14 protein-coding genes and 2 pseudogenes are annotated in these 15,321 nt (G+C 54.8%); 12 read left to right on the top strand and 4 right to left on the bottom strand.

Going from position 1 to position 15,321, the window contains the following annotated elements; translation table 11 throughout:
* Nucleotides 1–2: 2 nt before the first annotated feature.
* From eno to QUD54_RS06510, 4 genes are read left to right on the top strand one after another with little or no spacing between them, the layout of a single operon-like run.
* Nucleotides 3–1,271, top strand: a complete 1,269-nt coding sequence (eno, locus tag QUD54_RS06525; protein ID WP_286335914.1) for a phosphopyruvate hydratase — start codon at nucleotides 3–5, stop codon at nucleotides 1,269–1,271.
* Nucleotides 1,271–1,543: a hypothetical protein gene (locus QUD54_RS06520; protein ID WP_286335913.1), complete on the top strand. Its 273-nt coding sequence runs from the start codon at nucleotides 1,271–1,273 to the stop codon at nucleotides 1,541–1,543. The genes eno and QUD54_RS06520 overlap by 1 nt, the downstream gene beginning before the upstream one ends.
* Nucleotides 1,540–2,196, top strand: a complete 657-nt coding sequence (locus QUD54_RS06515) for an AMIN domain-containing protein (protein WP_286335912.1) — start codon at nucleotides 1,540–1,542, stop codon at nucleotides 2,194–2,196. The genes QUD54_RS06520 and QUD54_RS06515 overlap by 4 nt, the downstream gene beginning before the upstream one ends.
* Complete coding sequence (locus QUD54_RS06510) at nucleotides 2,171–2,716, top strand: shikimate kinase (RefSeq protein WP_286335911.1); 546 nt, start codon at nucleotides 2,171–2,173, stop codon at nucleotides 2,714–2,716. The genes QUD54_RS06515 and QUD54_RS06510 overlap by 26 nt, the downstream gene beginning before the upstream one ends.
* On the opposite strand, the gene QUD54_RS06505 is transcribed toward QUD54_RS06510, so the two are convergent.
* Genes QUD54_RS06505 through topA form a run of 4 tightly spaced genes read right to left on the bottom strand, consistent with a single transcriptional unit; the run spans nucleotide 2,664 to nucleotide 7,421 of the window.
* Nucleotides 2,664–3,839 (bottom strand): cation:proton antiporter, encoded by a 1,176-nt coding sequence (locus QUD54_RS06505; protein ID WP_286335910.1) that lies wholly within the window; start codon nucleotides 3,837–3,839, stop codon nucleotides 2,664–2,666. The genes QUD54_RS06510 and QUD54_RS06505 overlap by 53 nt on opposite strands.
* Entirely contained in the window at nucleotides 3,829–4,677 is an 849-nt protein-coding gene (locus QUD54_RS06500) for a biotin synthase (protein ID WP_286335909.1), read from the bottom strand. The genes QUD54_RS06505 and QUD54_RS06500 overlap by 11 nt, the downstream gene beginning before the upstream one ends.
* Nucleotides 4,670–5,200 (bottom strand): YfcE family phosphodiesterase, encoded by a 531-nt coding sequence (locus QUD54_RS06495; RefSeq protein WP_286335908.1) that lies wholly within the window; start codon nucleotides 5,198–5,200, stop codon nucleotides 4,670–4,672. Before QUD54_RS06495 ends, QUD54_RS06500 begins: the two co-directional genes overlap by 8 nt.
* Nucleotides 5,201–5,213: 13 nt before the next feature.
* Nucleotides 5,214–7,421, bottom strand: a complete 2,208-nt coding sequence (gene topA / locus QUD54_RS06490; protein WP_286335907.1) for a type I DNA topoisomerase — start codon at nucleotides 7,419–7,421, stop codon at nucleotides 5,214–5,216.
* A 126-nt stretch (nucleotides 7,422–7,547) separates the two neighbouring features.
* On the opposite strand from topA, the gene fliD reads away from it, so the two are divergent.
* From fliD to QUD54_RS06455, 8 genes and pseudogenes are all read left to right on the top strand, one after another.
* Nucleotides 7,548–8,936, top strand: coding sequence for a flagellar filament capping protein FliD (gene fliD / locus QUD54_RS06485; protein ID WP_286336017.1), 1,389 nt, complete (start codon nucleotides 7,548–7,550; stop codon nucleotides 8,934–8,936).
* A gap of 131 nt (nucleotides 8,937–9,067) precedes the next feature.
* A pseudogene (locus QUD54_RS12055) lies at nucleotides 9,068–9,949 on the top strand (flagellin N-terminal helical domain-containing protein); the annotation flags it as partial.
* A gap of 645 nt (nucleotides 9,950–10,594) precedes the next feature.
* Nucleotides 10,595–10,828: pseudogene (locus QUD54_RS12050) on the top strand (flagellin); the annotation flags it as partial.
* A gap of 94 nt (nucleotides 10,829–10,922) precedes the next feature.
* Nucleotides 10,923–11,498, top strand: coding sequence for a class I SAM-dependent methyltransferase (locus QUD54_RS06475; RefSeq protein WP_286336015.1), 576 nt, complete (start codon nucleotides 10,923–10,925; stop codon nucleotides 11,496–11,498).
* Nucleotides 11,499–11,507: 9 nt separating this feature from the next.
* Nucleotides 11,508–11,654 (top strand): hypothetical protein, encoded by a 147-nt coding sequence (locus QUD54_RS06470; RefSeq protein ID WP_286336014.1) that lies wholly within the window; start codon nucleotides 11,508–11,510, stop codon nucleotides 11,652–11,654.
* Nucleotides 11,629–12,246, top strand: a complete 618-nt coding sequence (locus tag QUD54_RS06465) for a Fic/DOC family protein (RefSeq protein ID WP_286336013.1) — start codon at nucleotides 11,629–11,631, stop codon at nucleotides 12,244–12,246. Before QUD54_RS06470 ends, QUD54_RS06465 begins: the two co-directional genes overlap by 26 nt.
* A gap of 3 nt (nucleotides 12,247–12,249) precedes the next feature.
* Nucleotides 12,250–14,028 (top strand): asparagine synthase (glutamine-hydrolyzing), encoded by a 1,779-nt coding sequence (asnB, locus tag QUD54_RS06460; protein ID WP_286336012.1) that lies wholly within the window; start codon nucleotides 12,250–12,252, stop codon nucleotides 14,026–14,028.
* A 209-nt stretch (nucleotides 14,029–14,237) separates the two neighbouring features.
* Nucleotides 14,238–15,317: an OmpA family protein gene (locus QUD54_RS06455; RefSeq protein WP_286336011.1), complete on the top strand. Its 1,080-nt coding sequence runs from the start codon at nucleotides 14,238–14,240 to the stop codon at nucleotides 15,315–15,317.
* Nucleotides 15,318–15,321 lie beyond the last annotated feature (4 nt).

Raw genomic sequence — 15,321 nt, 5'->3', positions numbered from 1 at the left:
CGATGGTTTTTATTGACGATATCAGAGCCGACGAGGTCATGGACAGTAGGGGGAACCCGACGGTACGCGCGACGGTGCGCCTGAGCGACGGAACAAGCGCCGATGCGATCGTTCCAAGTGGTGCGAGCACCGGAAAACGCGAAGCGCTCGAGCTGCGTGACGGAGGAGACCGCTATATGGGCAAAGGGGTGTTGACCGCGTGCGAAAACGTCAACATCAAAATCGCCGATGAACTGATCGGTCTCAGCCCGTACAATCAGAGCGAAGTCGATGCGATCATGAAAGAGATCGACGGGACCGACAATTACGGTAATCTCGGCGCCAATGCGGTACTGGGTGTTTCGATGGCGGTCGCGCGTGCGGCGGCAAAGAGCCTCAATATGGCGCTCTACCGCTACCTCGGTGGCGCCAATGCGCTGGTTATGCCGACGCCGATGCTCAACATCATCAATGGCGGAAGCCATGCCGACAACAGCGTCGACTTCCAGGAATACATGATCATGCCGACCGGTTTCGACGAGTTTTCCGAAGCGCTCCGTGCAAGTGCCGAGGTCTACCACAATCTCAAAAAGATCCTTCACGAGACAGGCCATAGCACTGCACTGGGTGACGAGGGCGGTTTCGCGCCGAACCTCTCCAGCAACGAGGAGCCGATCCAGGTGATCATGCAGGCGATCGAAAAGGCGGGCTACAAGCCGGGCGAGCAGATCGCGATCGCACTCGACGTCGCCAGTAGCGAGCTGGTCGCCGAAGGTGGTTACCGACTCGAGAGCGAAAACAGGACGCTCAGCAGCGAAGAGCTCGTCGAATATTACGAAGAGCTCATCGCGAAGTATCCGATCGTCAGCATCGAAGACGGTCTGAGCGAAGATGACTGGGACGGGTGGAAAGTGCTGACCGAGCGTCTGGGCTGCAAAGTTCAGCTCGTCGGTGACGATCTTTTCGTCACCAACGCTTCCATCCTGAATGAAGGGATCAGCAAAGGAATCGCCAACTCGATCCTGATCAAGCCGAACCAGATCGGTTCGGTTTCCGAAACGATGCAGACGGTCCGCCTCGCGCAGCGCAACGGCTACACCTGTGTCATGAGCCACCGAAGCGGGGAGAGTGAAGACAGTTTCATCGCCGATTTCGCCGTCGCGCTCAACACCGGCCAGATCAAAACCGGATCGACGGCGCGCAGCGAGCGTATCGCGAAGTACAACCGCCTTCTCGCCATCGAGCGTGAGCTCGGCTACTTCGAATACCTTGGCCGAGAGATCTTCGGATAATGTCCGAAATCGAGGTCGTACCGACCGAGGAGCGTGCGCCTGCCGCACTTTTCGGTCTGCCTCTTCAACGGATCGCCGTCGCGCTCGCCGCGGTGATCGCACTCGGCATCTATGCCGGGATTTTGCTTTTCGGCCCCAACTCCCTGACGGTACTACTGGGGCTGGAAGAGCAGCGTGCGACCTACGAAACCCACATCAAAACCCTCAAGGCCCAAAATGCGGCTCTGCAAAAAGAGTATTTTGAGCTGAAACAGCTGGAGCCGGAATCATGAGAAGTCTTTTCATACTTTGTCTGGGAATATTGTCGCTCTTTGCAAGGGAAAACCCGTTCAAACCTGTTATCGACAGTACGGTACTTCCGGTCACCTCCAATCAGGTGAAGAAAGTCCCCCCGTTTGAAACGGTCAAAGTGAAGCTTCCACGTGACGCGAGGATTTTGACATCGGTCGCCTTCTATTACCAATCCATCGACGGATCGATCAAGAAAGAGATCGTCGCGGTCGACCGGTCGATCGATTGGCATAAACCGATTGTGGTGGTGCAGGAGGGTGGGAGCGCTCGGGGAACACCGAAAGTCTCGAGTCGAAAGCCCCAAACGAAGAGAACCCACAAAAAAATCGAGCCCTCATCGACGTACCGCCCTTTGCCGTTTCTTTCGCTCGAAGTTGCCGAAAAGCGGATTCATATCATTACCAAAGACAGGAAAATCCGCTCCTTTCACTTGACGCATCCATTTAAAGTCGCCATCGACTTCAAGAGAGAAGCGGGCTTTCTCACCAAACATATTCCACTGAAGACTCCACCGTTTCGCGCGATGGACATCGGCAACCACAACGGTTACTACCGTGTGGTGGTGACCTTCGACGCCCCTTACAGATACAGCATTGAAAAAACGGACGATGGCTACCTCCTCGACGTGCGCTGAAAATATCGTTCTCATCGGATTTATGGGTTCGGGAAAGAGCACGGTGGGGCGTTTGCTGGCCCAAAAGAGCGGCCGCTACTTCCTCGATGCCGACGCTCTTATCGAGTCGGCACAGGGGCGGGCCATCGCATCGATTTTCAATGAGGAAGGGGAGGCTTATTTCAGGGAACTCGAGCGAGAGAGTGCACGCTGGATGGCCGAATGTGTACGGGGAAGCATCATCTCCACCGGCGGCGGTATGCCGCTTGTCGTGGAGCGCTTACACGATATCGGCGTCGTCGTCTATCTGAAACTGCCCTTCGAGAAGATTCTGGAACGCATATCTCCCGAAGAACGGGCGAAACGCCCTCTGTTTCATGATCTCGCAGAGGCGAAGAGGCTTTTTGAAAGACGTGAGAAGATCTACGAAGCGCAGGCTCAGATTACCGTCGACGCCGACCGTCCGGCCGGTGAGATCGTGGAGAAGATCATGTCGTCAGACGGCACTCTTCGTCAGGGGCATCACGCGTCAAAAGTTTGATGCCCACCATCGCGATGATCACCTCCAGAAGACTCGCCAGAACGAACGCTTCATAGTTGAACTGATCGATACTTTTGGCGTGATATGCCAACGTCGCCACGGCGATGAGCAGCGTCAGCGGCATGGCGTGAGAAAGCCCGATAAGGACCGAATTTTTGACACCACAGTAACGGATGAACGCGAAGGAGGCCAGCAGCCGCACGAAAAGCATGATGCCGGCGATGATGAAAGCCAACAGAATGAGCCCCTCTTTTTCCAGTGCGGCAATCGGAAGAGAGCTTCCGACATGAATGAAGAAGATCGGGATCAAAAAGCCGAAGCCGAAACTCGACAGTTTGGTCTCCAGATCCTCTTTGTGCGAAAAGAACGTGGCGATGAAAACGCCTGCGATGAAGGCACCGAACGCCGTCTCGAGCCCCAGGTAGATCATGATGGCGAGCATGATGAAGAGCGTCGCCATACTGAGACGGATATCCTGCTCCTTGGTGTCGAAGTAGGGCATCATGACGTTTCGGATCTCGGGATACCACCAAAATAGCAGGTGCAGCAGGTAGTACAGAAGCGCCAACGCTCCGATAAAAAGCGCGAGCGTCGTGATTTTCGTGAAAAACTCCAGGCCGACGCCGTACTGAATCCCAGCACTCGCGAGTGTGAGGACGATGATACTGACCAGCTCGCCGAGGATGCCGATGGTGAGCGAGAGTTTGATCCAAGGCCTCTCTTTGCCGTACTCTTTGGAGAGTGCGGCGATGAGCCCGACCGAAATGAGTGGGAAGATCACCATGAAGACGAAACTCATGCCGAGCTGGTAGGCGATGAGCGTCGAGAGGGCATAGAGAATGCCAAGATAGACGAATCCGGTCTTGAGGATCTTCGTATCGGTTTTGAGCAGTTTTTTGACGTTGACCTCGAGTCCCGCGACGAACATCAGATAGAGAAAGCCGAACTCCGCGACCAGATCGAAGAGCTCGTTGTGGCCGTGCCCGAAAAGGCCGATCGCCCCGGCGGCGGAGCCGAGCATGATTTCGACGGGGGTGGTCGGAAGTTTGATCAGTTTCGCGATGAACGGCGCCACCCAGATGAGCAGAGAGAGCGTGACGATGATGATGACGTCACTTGTCATTGCAACTTGCTGCTATCTCGTAGCCGTGCTTTTGAAGCATGGCGTGGTCGCGCATCGGGTCTTTTCCTTGCGTGGTGAGGTAGTTTCCGATGACGATGGCGTTGGCACCCGCTTCGAAGATTCTGTAATCTTCGTCGCCGAAAGTGATTTCACGACCGCCGGCCACCATGATGCGGCGATCGCCCAGCATCCTGCGGGCCGTTTCGATCATTTTGAGCGCTTCCTCCATCGGAAGGGTCCTCCCTTCGAGCGGCAGCGCGACGTTTGGGTGGTAGAAGTTGATCGGAACCGACTCCGGATCGAGTGAAGCGATCGACTCGAGCATCGACAGGCGGTCATCCATGCTTTCGCCCAGGCCGAAAATACCGCCGGTACAGAGTTTGAGCCCCACCTTCTTGACGTTTTCACACGTTTCAAAGCGCTCTTTCCATCCGTGGGTCGTGCAGATCTGCGGATAGAACCGCTCCGACGTCTCGAGATTGTGGTTGTAGCTGTCGATGCCGTGATCTTTCAGGGTGCGAAGCTGTTCGGTGTTCGCCGTGCCGTTGCAGGCGATGAGATTGAGATCTTCGACCTCTTTTTTGACCGCTTCTGCCGCTTCGCAGACAAAGCGCAACGTCTTTTCGTCGATCCCTTTGCCGGCGGTGACGAGACAAAACCCGATCGCCTGGCGTGCTTTGGCCAGCTTCGCCTCTTCGACGATCGTATCGATCGGTTTGTGGTAGAAGCGCTCGATTTTCGCACCGTACTTGACGCTCTGGGTGCAAAATTTGCAATCTTCGAGGCAGTGGCCGCTGGAGATGTTGCTGATGGCGCACAAAAATACTTTTTTAGACATGTTCGACGACTCTTTCACATATTTTTTTGTTATAGTGCCAAGTTGTTTCTTTGATGCGTCTTTGGCAGTGGGTCACTTCCCATGCATCTTTGAGAACCTTGAGAAGCACCGCTTCGCTGACCGGCTTGTTTCGGGCACACACTTCACCCGGGTTGAGAAAAAGCTGGCCTGCCGTACGGCACTCCAGAGAAAACTTGTGGGTGTGGCCGAAGACGATCAGATCGGCATCGGGGCTCAGGAACCAGGGGTGGTGCATCAGTTTGACGTTCAAGTCGCCGATGCAGAAGTAGTGCGGCTCCGTAAAGAGGTGGTAGCGCTCCTTCAACGGGACAAGTTTGCGGTCGTTGTTGCCCAGTACCGCCGTGTAGGGGACGCGTGTGCTCTCCATATAGGCCAATACCTCCTCTTTCCCGATGTCGCCGGCATGGATGAGATACTCCGCACCGTTTTCCAAAAGCATATCGATCGCTTTTTTGGCGCGGCCCACTTTTTTATGCGTGTCGGACAAGATCCCTAAAATCATCCAAAATCCAACATCAGGATGCCGGCTCGGCATCCTCCCGGTGTTTGCACTTGATGCACTCATAAACCTCTTTGCCGCGGAAGGTACGCCGTGCCATCGGGTAGCCACACTCGGGGCATTTCTTCTCGGTCGGCTCGAACTTGCTTACGAAGGTGCACTTCGGGTAGTTGCTGCAGCCGAAGAATTTGCCGCGGCGCGAGTTGCGCTCGAGCAGTTCGCCGCCGCATTCGGGACACTTGACCTCGAGTGTCTTGGGCTTTTCGAGCGGTTTGGTGTTTTTGCATTTGGGGTACGCGCTGCAGGCGAGAAACGCTCCGCGCCGGCCGCTCTTGATGACCATCGGTGCACCGCACTTGTCGCACACTTCATCCGTCGTCTGCGGTGTGGGTTTCTCTTCACCCTCCTTCTCGATCGCTTCGGTATAGCGGCATTTGGGGTAGTTGCTGCAGGCGATGAAGTCACCGTAACGGCCGCTTCGAAGCAGCAGTTCACTCCCGCATTCGGGACATTCACGTCCGATGGGTTCGGCCTTTTTGAGGCTCTTGATCTCTTTTTTCCCCTTTTCGACCTTTTCGATGAAGGGTTGGTAGAAATCGAGCAGAAGTTTTTGCCAGTCGACCTTCTTCTCGGCCACTTCGTCGAGTTTCTCCTCCATCTCGGCGGTAAAATTGGAGTCGACGATTTCCGGGAAGTGTTTCTCGAGAATTTCGATGACGGTGAAGGCGATCGGGGTCGGGATCAGCTGCCGCTTTTCGATCTTGAGGTATTCGCGCGAAACCAGCAGCGAGATGGTCGGTGCGTAGGTACTCGGACGGCCGATGCCGAGGGATTCGAGTTTTTTGATGAGGCTGGCTTCCGTGTAGCGTGGCGGCGGTTCGGTGAAGTGCTGGTTGGCCGTCAGTTTCTCCAATGGCACCTCTTCGCCCTCTTTCAGTTCGGGGAGCAGTTTGTCCCTGTCGTCGTAGCCCATGACACGGTAGAAACCGTCGAAGAGCAGTTTCCGGCCCGTTGCCTTGAAGACGCCGTGTTCGGAGGCGAAGAGGATGGTTTGCGACTCGAGAATCGCGTCGGCCATCTGGCTGGCGAGAAAGCGGTTGTAGATGAGTTTATAGAGTTTCAGTTCGTCGGGTGCCAGGTACTTCGCCGCGATCTGGGGTGTGAAGTCGAGACGCGTCGGGCGGATCGCTTCGTGCGCCTCCTGCGCGCCTTTGGCTTTGGAACTGTAGATCTTCGGCTTGGGCGGCAGGTATTTCTCCCCGTAGGTTTTCAAAATGGTCTCGCGTGCCGCGTCGCGCGCCTCTTTGGCGATGTTGAGGCTGTCGGTACGCATGTAGGTGATGACCCCCATCTGTCCCTGATCGGTCTTGACGCCTTCATAAAGCTTCTGTGCGATCATCATCGTCTTTTTGGGCGAGAAACTGAGGCGCCCCGAAGCGCTTTGCTGCAGCGTCGACGTCATGAATGGCGGCGGTGTCGAGCTCTTGCGCTGTCGCTTCTCGATGCTTTTGACGCGGTAGGTTTCGCCCTTCAGCGTCGCTTCGATTTCACGCGCCTCTTTCTCGTCGCCGATCGTCATTTTTTCGATCTTCTTGCCCCTGTATTCGACAAGCCCCGCTTCGATTTCCGGTCTGAAAACGGCATCGACGCTCCAGTACTCGACCGGTTTGAACGCCTGGATTTCCCGTTCGCGGTCGACGACGATCTTCAGTGCCGCCGACTGGACGCGCCCGGCGCTCAGCCCTTTTTGTATTTTGGAAGCCAACAGAGGCGAGAGCTTGTAGCCGACGATGCGGTCGAGAAGCCGGCGCGCCTGCTGGGCGTTGACCTGGTCCATGTCGATTTTGCGCGGGTTTTCCAGCGCGTGCTGGATGGCGCTCTTGGTGATTTCGTGAAAGACGATGCGCGGCAGCGCTTCCGGGTCTTTGCCGATCGCCTTGGCGATATGGTAGCCGATCGCCTCCCCTTCGCGGTCCTCGTCCGTCGCGATGTAGACCTGGTCGCTCTTTTTGGCCAGATCCTTGATCTGCTTGACGATGGCACTGTGGTCCTTGTCCACCCGATACTGCGGTTCGAACCTGTCATCTTCGATCTTGATGCCGAAGCTGTGTTTGGGAAGGTCGCGAATGTGCCCCTTGGAGGCGATCACTTCGTAATCTTTCCCCAGAAAATTTTTGATGGTGCGCGCTTTGGCCGGCGACTCGACGATGATGAGGTTTTTCAATGTTGTTTCCTATATAATATGGTAGATAAAAAAATTCGATGGCTGCAATTCTAACATAATGCCATCTTAAACTATTTTAAGAAATAACCGATATAGGAGCAGATAAGCCAATCAAAGGATTGAACCATGGCAGATTTCGGAGCGCTCAGTTCCCTCGGGTTGGGAAGCGGCGGCGCACTCAGCTACGATATTATAGACAAACTGCGCAAAGTCGACGAAGACGCCCAGATCAAACCCCTCGACGGGCAGATCGAAACGGTCAAAAGCAAAGAGACGGAACTCGCTAAAATCATCACGATGACCGCATCGCTGAAAAGCTCTCTCTTCGACCTCTCCGACCCCGTACTCTTCGCCAAACGTACCGTCCACGTCACGGGAGACAACATCGAGGTGGAAGTGGAGGACGGCACCAAAGCCCAGGAGATCGACATCACCGTCAAAGAGCTCGCCAGAGCCGACATCAAGCAGACCAAAGGTTTCGCCTCCGACAGCGCGGTGGTCACCACTGTCGACACCGACATGACCATCACCATCGACGGCCAGGCAACCACTTTCACCGTGGCCGCGAACACGACCCTCAAAGACCTCAAAGAGCTGATCAACGAAAAGATGGGCGGCAGCGTGGAAGCCACGCTGCTCAACACGGGCGGTACCGACCCCTACCGCCTTATCCTCAAAACCGCCGAAACCGGTGCCGACCAGGCGATGAGCTTCTCCTTCGACGACGGCGACCCCAACACGGCCGACGACGATTTTTTGAACCTCACGGCTCCCGAAGCCAACGTCCAGGACGCACGCGACGCCCTGTTCACTTTCAACGGCGTCGACATCGTCCGCTCTTCCAACACCGTCGACGACCTGGTCGTCGGCCTGACCCTCGAGCTAAAAAGCGAAGGCACGAGTGCCAACCATCTTTCCATCACACAGGACAACGAAGGCATCGCGGACCGAGTACAATTTTTCGTCGACCAGTACAACGAACTCATCGGCACGCTGGATACCGACACGAAATACGACGCCGAAAACAAAACGGCCGGCATCTTCCAGGGCGACAGCACCATCACTTCGCTCAAACTCTCCATCACCCGTATCGCACTGGGCGTGGCACCCAATGGCAAAGGATTGGCCGATTTCGGCATCGACGTCACTCGAGACGGGATCATGAGTCTCGACAAGGAAAAGTTGGTCTCTTCGCTTGAAAAAGAGACCGAGAGCGTTCAGGAGACTTTCGCGGGGAGCGACGAGCGCTCCGGTATCTTCCTGAACCTCAAAAACTACCTCGACGATGCGGCAGTGGGCCGCGATTCACTACTCTCCAACCTCGATACCCAATTCAAAGAGCGCCAAAAGAGTCTGGAGGAGCGCCGCGACCGGGCCCTCGCCTCCATCGAGGCCAAATATGAGGTGATGGCGAAGCGTTTCGCCGCCTACGACGCGCTGATCGGGAAGCTCAACTCCTCTTTCCAGTCCCTGCAGTCGATGATCGACGCCCAGCTCGCCGCCGCCAAAAAATAGCCGCGATTTTTCCATAATTTCTTGCCGTTTCCATTTTTTCGAAGCGGCTCCCTAAACAATTTTTCCATATGTCCGATCTGGTTATGTAAGAGCAAGGACGCTCTTTACCCAAATCAACCAAGGAGGAAATCATGGGATTTCGAATCAACACAAACATCGGTGCGATGAATGCACATCGCAATGCACTTATGACGAACAAAAACCTCAATACGTCACTTGAGCGTTTGAGTTCCGGACTTCGCATCAACAAAGCCGCGGACGACGCCTCGGGCATGGCGATCGCCGACTCGCTCCGCGCACAGGCGCAGGGTCTCGGACAGGCCATCCGAAACGCCAACGACGGTATCGGTGTCGTCCAGACCGCGGACGGGGCGCTGGACGAGTACATCAACATCATCAACACGGTCCGCACCAAAGCGATCCAGGCTGCCTCCGACGGCCAGAACGCCGACTCTCGCCAGGCAATCCAGCGCGACATCAACCGGCTCCTCGAAGAGGCGGACAACATTGCCAAAACTACGTCGTTCAATGGTCTGAAACTGTTGGATGGCACATATACTGACAAAAAATTTCACATTGGTGCATATGCCGGTGAAACTGTCAGTTTAAGTGTCTCTTCTGTAAGGACAACGGAAGTGGGAGAAATCACAAGTGTTTCTGGAAATGATATCAGTACCACATCGATGGTTAATGGTACGGACAATGTAACAGAAACTTCAAAAGGCTATGTGATTAATCAAGGCGAGCTCACTATCAACGGTATAGATGTCACAACTGCCCTTAATCAAAAAAATCCTAATGACCTTTTAAGTGCAAAAAGCGTTGCTGCAGCCATTTCCGACGAGACTGGATTGCTCGCGACCGCCAAAACGGAAGTACAAGGTGGAGCTATTGGCGGTGTTACGCTTGACGGAGACACCGACTATGTCAAAATTAACGGTATCAATATCGGTGAAGTCACTATTACTGCCAATGACAGTGATGGTGCATTCGCGAAAGCGATCAACGATGTAAGCCATTTGACAGGTGTTAAAGCGGAACTTGCCAACGGTAAAATCAAACTCGTTGCTGAAGATGGTCGAAACATTAGTATCGATCTCGGTGGAACAGCTACAACAGCTGCAACAGGTTTGACGGATTCCACAACAACCGTAACAGGAACTAATGATGCGGCAAACGGATTGCTTACAACTGATACAGGTGCAGTAACGATCGCCGAAGGTGCATTGATCATCAATGGGCACGACATGGCCGGTACATATGGTTCTTCAGTGGCGGGAAGCGCTGCAGACGAGCTGATTGCCGCAATTCAAGCGATTGATGGTTTGGAAAATTCCTCGATCGCAGACGGAACAAACGGTGGTATTATCACTCTTGTATCAAACACCGGTGCCGATATAAATATCGCAGGATCAGCCGCTGCTACATACAGCTTTGCATCTGGTCAAGAAGGAATTCACAACAGTTCCAACAAAGGTACTGTGAGTATCGTCAGTGACGAAAAAGTTGTGGTAGGCGGAAACGATCCGGCAACTTTTGGATTTACGGCAGGAGGCTTCACCCCCGAAGCCAACGATACGAGCTTGGACGATGTTAATGTTCTTTCACGTATAGGTGCCGAAATGGCCATTGTCATTACCGACGCTGCATTGAAGGAACTTGATGCGACCCGCTCTGACCTCGGTTCGGTCCAGAACCAGCTCGAATCGACGATCCGTAACATCTCCGTCACCCAGGTCAACGTGACCGCAGCCGAAAGCCAGATCCGCGACGTCGACTTCGCCGAAGAGTCCGCACGCTTCGCGAAATACAACATTCTCGCTCAGAGCGGTTCCTACGCCCTTTCACAGGCGAACGCCGTTCAGCAGAACGTGCTGCGACTCCTTCAGTAGTCGTTTTTCTTCCGGAGCCTTTTCGGGCTTCGGAAAGCTCTTTTTTTCCTTCTTTTCGATAAAATTCTTGAAATCCCTCTTTTTGTAGGTCATTATGGCACGTATCGACCAGTCTCTCTTCTATATCCGTTCCATCGAAAGACACGGCTTCAATGCCAGAGGCGTCGCATGGAGCGACGAAATGCGCCAAAGAAGGCGTTTTACGATGCTGCTCAAGCAGATAAAAGATATCCGAAACAGAACCGTCGTCGATGCCGGCTGCGGTTTCGGCGACCTCTATCTCCATATGCGGGAAAAGAGTCTTTTGCCGAAGCGCTACATCGGTATCGATATGCTCGACGTGATGGTCGAAGAGGCCAGGAAGCGCACGGGGCGAAACATTCTGCGTCGGAACATGCTCAAAGACCCGCTTCCCGAAGCCGACTGGTATCTCGCCAGCGGCAGCTTCAACCTGCTGACCCGTTTCGAGACGCTGCTGGCGATCAAACGCTGCCTCGATGCCGCCAACCGGGGCATCGTCTTCAACCTGCTCGAAGGCAAAGAGCGCGATGGTACCTTCAACCACTGGCTCCCCCGCGAAATCGAAAAGGCGTGCCGCCCTTTCGGGAGGGTGACGCTCTACGAGGGTTACCTGGAGGGGGATTTTACAGTTCGCATCGATTCATGGTAATATAGAGCCATGAAAACGATCGAAAAGTCCGAAATCAGACGTGCTGTCACGATCTCGCAGACGATAGAGGGATACAAACCCCCGAAAGAGAAAGTGTGCCGCATCGTTCGCGCCCTTAAAAAAAGAGTCCATGTCAAAGTATCGGCTAAGCGATAGCCCCATCTACTACCCGGGTACCGATGTTCCCGTCAATAAACTGGGCATTGAGGATTCCGAAACCATCCATGCGTTGGAAAGCGAACTTCTTTACGAAGCTTACGAGACATTTATCTCCGAACTCGATGAAACCACGCAATTCGACGAAAATTATTTCAAATCACTACATTACAGAACGTTTTCCCCTCTCTACGAGTGGGCCGGGGAGTATCGTACATTCGACATGGCAAAGGGTGATTCGTTGTTTTGTCGGGGTCTTTACGTTGCAAGCGAATCGCAACGTATTTTTTCGGAATTGAAAATGAAAAAATATCTCACAAACTGCCAATCTTTTACACGAGACGATTTCGCCCGAGAATTGGCGTACTTCAAATGCGAACTGATCGCCCTGCACCCTTTTTATGAACTCAATGGCCGTATTACAAGACTTTTTTTCGACCTCATCGCCACGTACAACGGATACCACCTCATCGATTACAGTTTTTTTACACCCCGGGAGTATATCGAAGCATCGATCCGTTGCGTTCGTTACGCGGATGAGGAGGCGATGCGACAAATCGTCTCGACGGGATTGAAAAAGCGTTCGGATTAGAGCATGTGCGCGATCTTCGGCATCGTCGGCCCCTACGACGAAAAGGCGGCCCGCAGGGCTTTTTCGACATTCGCCCATCGGGGGCCCGACGGCAGCGGCATCGTCGCCGAACCGGGCCTCTTTCTGGCCCACCACCGTCTCGCCGTCATCGACCCGCTTCCCGAGGCCGACCAGCCGATGCGCGTCGGCGGCACGACGGTGCTTTTCAACGGCGAGATCTACAACTACCGCGAGCTTCGCGAGAAGCTGGGTAGCCGTTTCGGTACCCGAAGCGACACGGAAGTGCTGGGGCGCGCCTTTTTGGCGTGGGGCGAAAAGATGCCGGAGCGTCTGCGCGGGATGTACGCCGCCGCTTTCTGGCGCGACGGGGTCCTCCACCTCTTTCGCGACCCCTTCGGCAAAAAGCCTCTCTACTACGCCAAAATCGGAGAGACTTTCCTCTTCGCTTCCGAAATAAAGGCGATCCGTTCCATGTTTCCCCAAATCCGATGGTCCCGCGACCGGATCCCTTCTTACCTTTCCTATCAATCGTTCATTTCGCCATATACCTTCTTTCCACAGATTTCCCAACTCGAACCCGGCGGGTATCTGCGATACGAGAAGGGAGAGATCGATGTAACCGTCGAGGAGGTGCTGCCCGTAGATCCCGGCAGTGGCAGTATCGGATTCGACCGGCTCGAAGCGCTGATCGATGAATCCGTCCGCTACCGCCTGGTGAGCGACGCTCCACTGGGCGCGCTGCTCAGCGGCGGGATCGACAGTTCGCTCGTAGCGGCGATGGCGCAGCGCAGACTGGCCAAACCGCTGCCTACCTTTACCGTCGGTTACAAAGGGTATGAAAAGTATGACGAGCGCAGGTATGCCGAGATGGTGGCGAAGCGTATCGGCAGCGACCATCACGCTTACGAAATGGGAATGGAAGATTTCCTCTCCTGCGCGGACGCGCTGGCGGCGCATCTGGACGAACCGCTCGGCGACCCGGCGGCGGTGCCGCTCTGGTTTCTGAGCCGAAAGATCCAAAAAGCGGGTGTCAAAGTCGTTCTCAGCGGCGACGGGGCGGACGAGCTCTTCTTCGGCTACCGCCCCTATTACGAGATGGCCGACATCGAGAGGGCCCGTGACTTGAAGTTCAAAAACTGGCTGCGCAACTACTTCCGCGCCCACTACAGCCCCAACCGGGAGTGGGAGTGGTACAAACGTATCTTCGACGATTCCGTGCTCTTTCGCTCTTCGGCCGAACTCTTCACCGATCTGCAGCAAAACCGCCTTTTGAAACAGAATGTCAAAGACGATCGGTCGTTGACATGGATCGCGCACTACATCGAACGCTTCGGCGATGCGGTAGGCTCGCAATGGTACAGCTACATCGACATCAAGGTGCAGCTTGGAGAGGTTTTCTTGAAAAAACTCGACCGTGTCAGCATGGCCCACGGCATCGAGGCCCGCAGCCCCTTCATGGACCGGATGCTGGTAAAGGCGCTCTTTTCATGCGATCCTGCGTGGCGCATGGGAGAGCGGCCAAAATGGCTGCTCAAAGAGGTAGCGAAGCGCTACCTGCCCAACGAGATCGTCGAGAGGAGAAAGAAGGGGTTCTCCTACCCCTTTATCGAGTGGCTTCACGCAAGCGGCGAGCTTGCCGTCATCGACCGCGTGAACGCGATGATGAAACTCTTCGACGATTCGAGCCTGCGCTTCATGGTCGAAAAGTCGAAAAAGGGGCGCTTCAAACACCACCTCTACGCCGTCTGGTTCCTCTGCAAGTGGCTCGAAAAGCGCCTTTAGCGCCTCAGAGCCCCTGCACCTGAATCGGAGTGGCGCTGTCGTTCCTCGTGCCTCCCCTTCATGGCTCACTCTTTCGATATGGATTGTATTGCGATATGAGATATTAAAGTGTGTACCAGGTCACAAAACGACGAAAAAAAACGTGGTATAATTTTTAAAATCGAGGACTAAAGTTTCATTAGCCTCACAAGCTAAAAAGGAGGTGAAAGATGAGAAAGATCGCCGCGTTTTCATGGATGCTCCTGCTGCCGGTGCTGCTCGTGGCCGGCGGCCTGGTGACGGGAAAGACGAAGTACACCAAGTTCGAACCCGGCGACAAGGTACTCTTCGAGACCGATTTCCGCGACTGCCCGGTGGGGGAGTTTCCCGAGGGCTTCGACAAGTTCGAAAAGGCGGTCGAATGCGTCAAATTCGACGACCATATCTGGATCGCTCCCTCCACCGACAACGGCATGCGGCTCTGGAAAAAGCTGGCCCTCGGCGGCAACGACTTTTCGATCGAGTACGACCTGCTCCTCAACCCTGAAAGCAAAAAGGGGATCAATCCCAAAGTGAAAATGCGCCTCTTGACCCAGGGTAAAAGCGAAAAAGAGTGGGACAGGGAGGCCCATCCGCATATCGACGAACCCTACGATCTCACCTTCTATGGCGACCGCATCCAGTTCGGCCAGGTGGGCAAGCTGATGGATGTGCGGCACCCAAGCGTCAAAAAGCTTCACTTTGCCCTTCAGGTTCGGCGCCATCAGTACCGCGTCTTCGTCGATGGCAAGAGGCTGGCCTCGATCCCCTTTCAGGCTAAAGCCCACGGCTTCGAATTCGTCTTTTGGGACATGCCGGCCTACGGCGCGCTTCTTTCAAATATCCGTGTCGCCAGATATACCAAAAAAGAGGCCAAGCCCACCCCCGAAAAGCTGGGCATCGGCGTCAAAAAGACAAAAGAGGGGATGAAACTGACGGTACCGGAGAAGGTGCTCTTCGGTTTCAACGAGTTCATCCTCAAGCCCGAAGCCAAAGAGGCGCTGAGCGTAGTGGGCGACATCATCCGTGAAAATCCGGCCAAAAAGCTGATCGTCACCGGTTACACCGACAACGTAGGATCGGATGCCTACAACCTGAAACTCTCCCTGCAGCGGGCCCAGTCGGTGGCGGACTATCTGATCTACTGCGAAAAGGTCGATTCGAAGCTTTTCGAGATCGTCGGAAAGGGCAAAGCCGACCCGATCGCCGACAACGCCACCGAAGCGGGCCGCGCGAAGAACCGACGGGTGGAGATACGGATCGTGAAGTAGCGCC

Source organism: Hydrogenimonas cancrithermarum, assembly GCF_030296055.1.
GTDB lineage: Bacteria > Campylobacterota > Campylobacteria > Campylobacterales > Hydrogenimonadaceae > Hydrogenimonas > Hydrogenimonas cancrithermarum.
This window is presented reverse-complemented; position numbering and strand designations above follow the sequence as displayed.

What these genes read in the sequence shown, in the direction of transcription:
- QUD54_RS06475 (WP_286336015.1), top strand. Translation starts at nt 10,923, where the DNA reads ATGGCACGTATCGACCAGTCTCTCTTCTATATCCGTTCCATCGAAAGA.
- QUD54_RS06500 (WP_286335909.1), bottom strand. Translation starts at nt 4,677, where the DNA reads ATGTCTAAAAAAGTATTTTTGTGCGCCATCAGCAACATCTCCAGCGGC.
- QUD54_RS06510 (WP_286335911.1), top strand. Translation starts at nt 2,171, where the DNA reads ATGGCTACCTCCTCGACGTGCGCTGAAAATATCGTTCTCATCGGATTT.
- QUD54_RS06470 (WP_286336014.1), top strand. Translation starts at nt 11,508, where the DNA reads ATGAAAACGATCGAAAAGTCCGAAATCAGACGTGCTGTCACGATCTCG.
- QUD54_RS06465 (WP_286336013.1), top strand. Translation starts at nt 11,629, where the DNA reads ATGTCAAAGTATCGGCTAAGCGATAGCCCCATCTACTACCCGGGTACC.
- fliD (WP_286336017.1), top strand. Translation starts at nt 7,548, where the DNA reads ATGGCAGATTTCGGAGCGCTCAGTTCCCTCGGGTTGGGAAGCGGCGGC.
- asnB (WP_286336012.1), top strand. Translation starts at nt 12,250, where the DNA reads ATGTGCGCGATCTTCGGCATCGTCGGCCCCTACGACGAAAAGGCGGCC.
- QUD54_RS06520 (WP_286335913.1), top strand. Translation starts at nt 1,271, where the DNA reads ATGTCCGAAATCGAGGTCGTACCGACCGAGGAGCGTGCGCCTGCCGCA.
- QUD54_RS06455 (WP_286336011.1), top strand. Translation starts at nt 14,238, where the DNA reads ATGAGAAAGATCGCCGCGTTTTCATGGATGCTCCTGCTGCCGGTGCTG.
- QUD54_RS06515 (WP_286335912.1), top strand. Translation starts at nt 1,540, where the DNA reads ATGAGAAGTCTTTTCATACTTTGTCTGGGAATATTGTCGCTCTTTGCA.
- QUD54_RS06505 (WP_286335910.1), bottom strand. Translation starts at nt 3,839, where the DNA reads ATGACAAGTGACGTCATCATCATCGTCACGCTCTCTCTGCTCATCTGG.
- eno (WP_286335914.1), top strand. Translation starts at nt 3, where the DNA reads ATGGTTTTTATTGACGATATCAGAGCCGACGAGGTCATGGACAGTAGG.
- QUD54_RS06495 (WP_286335908.1), bottom strand. Translation starts at nt 5,200, where the DNA reads ATGATTTTAGGGATCTTGTCCGACACGCATAAAAAAGTGGGCCGCGCC.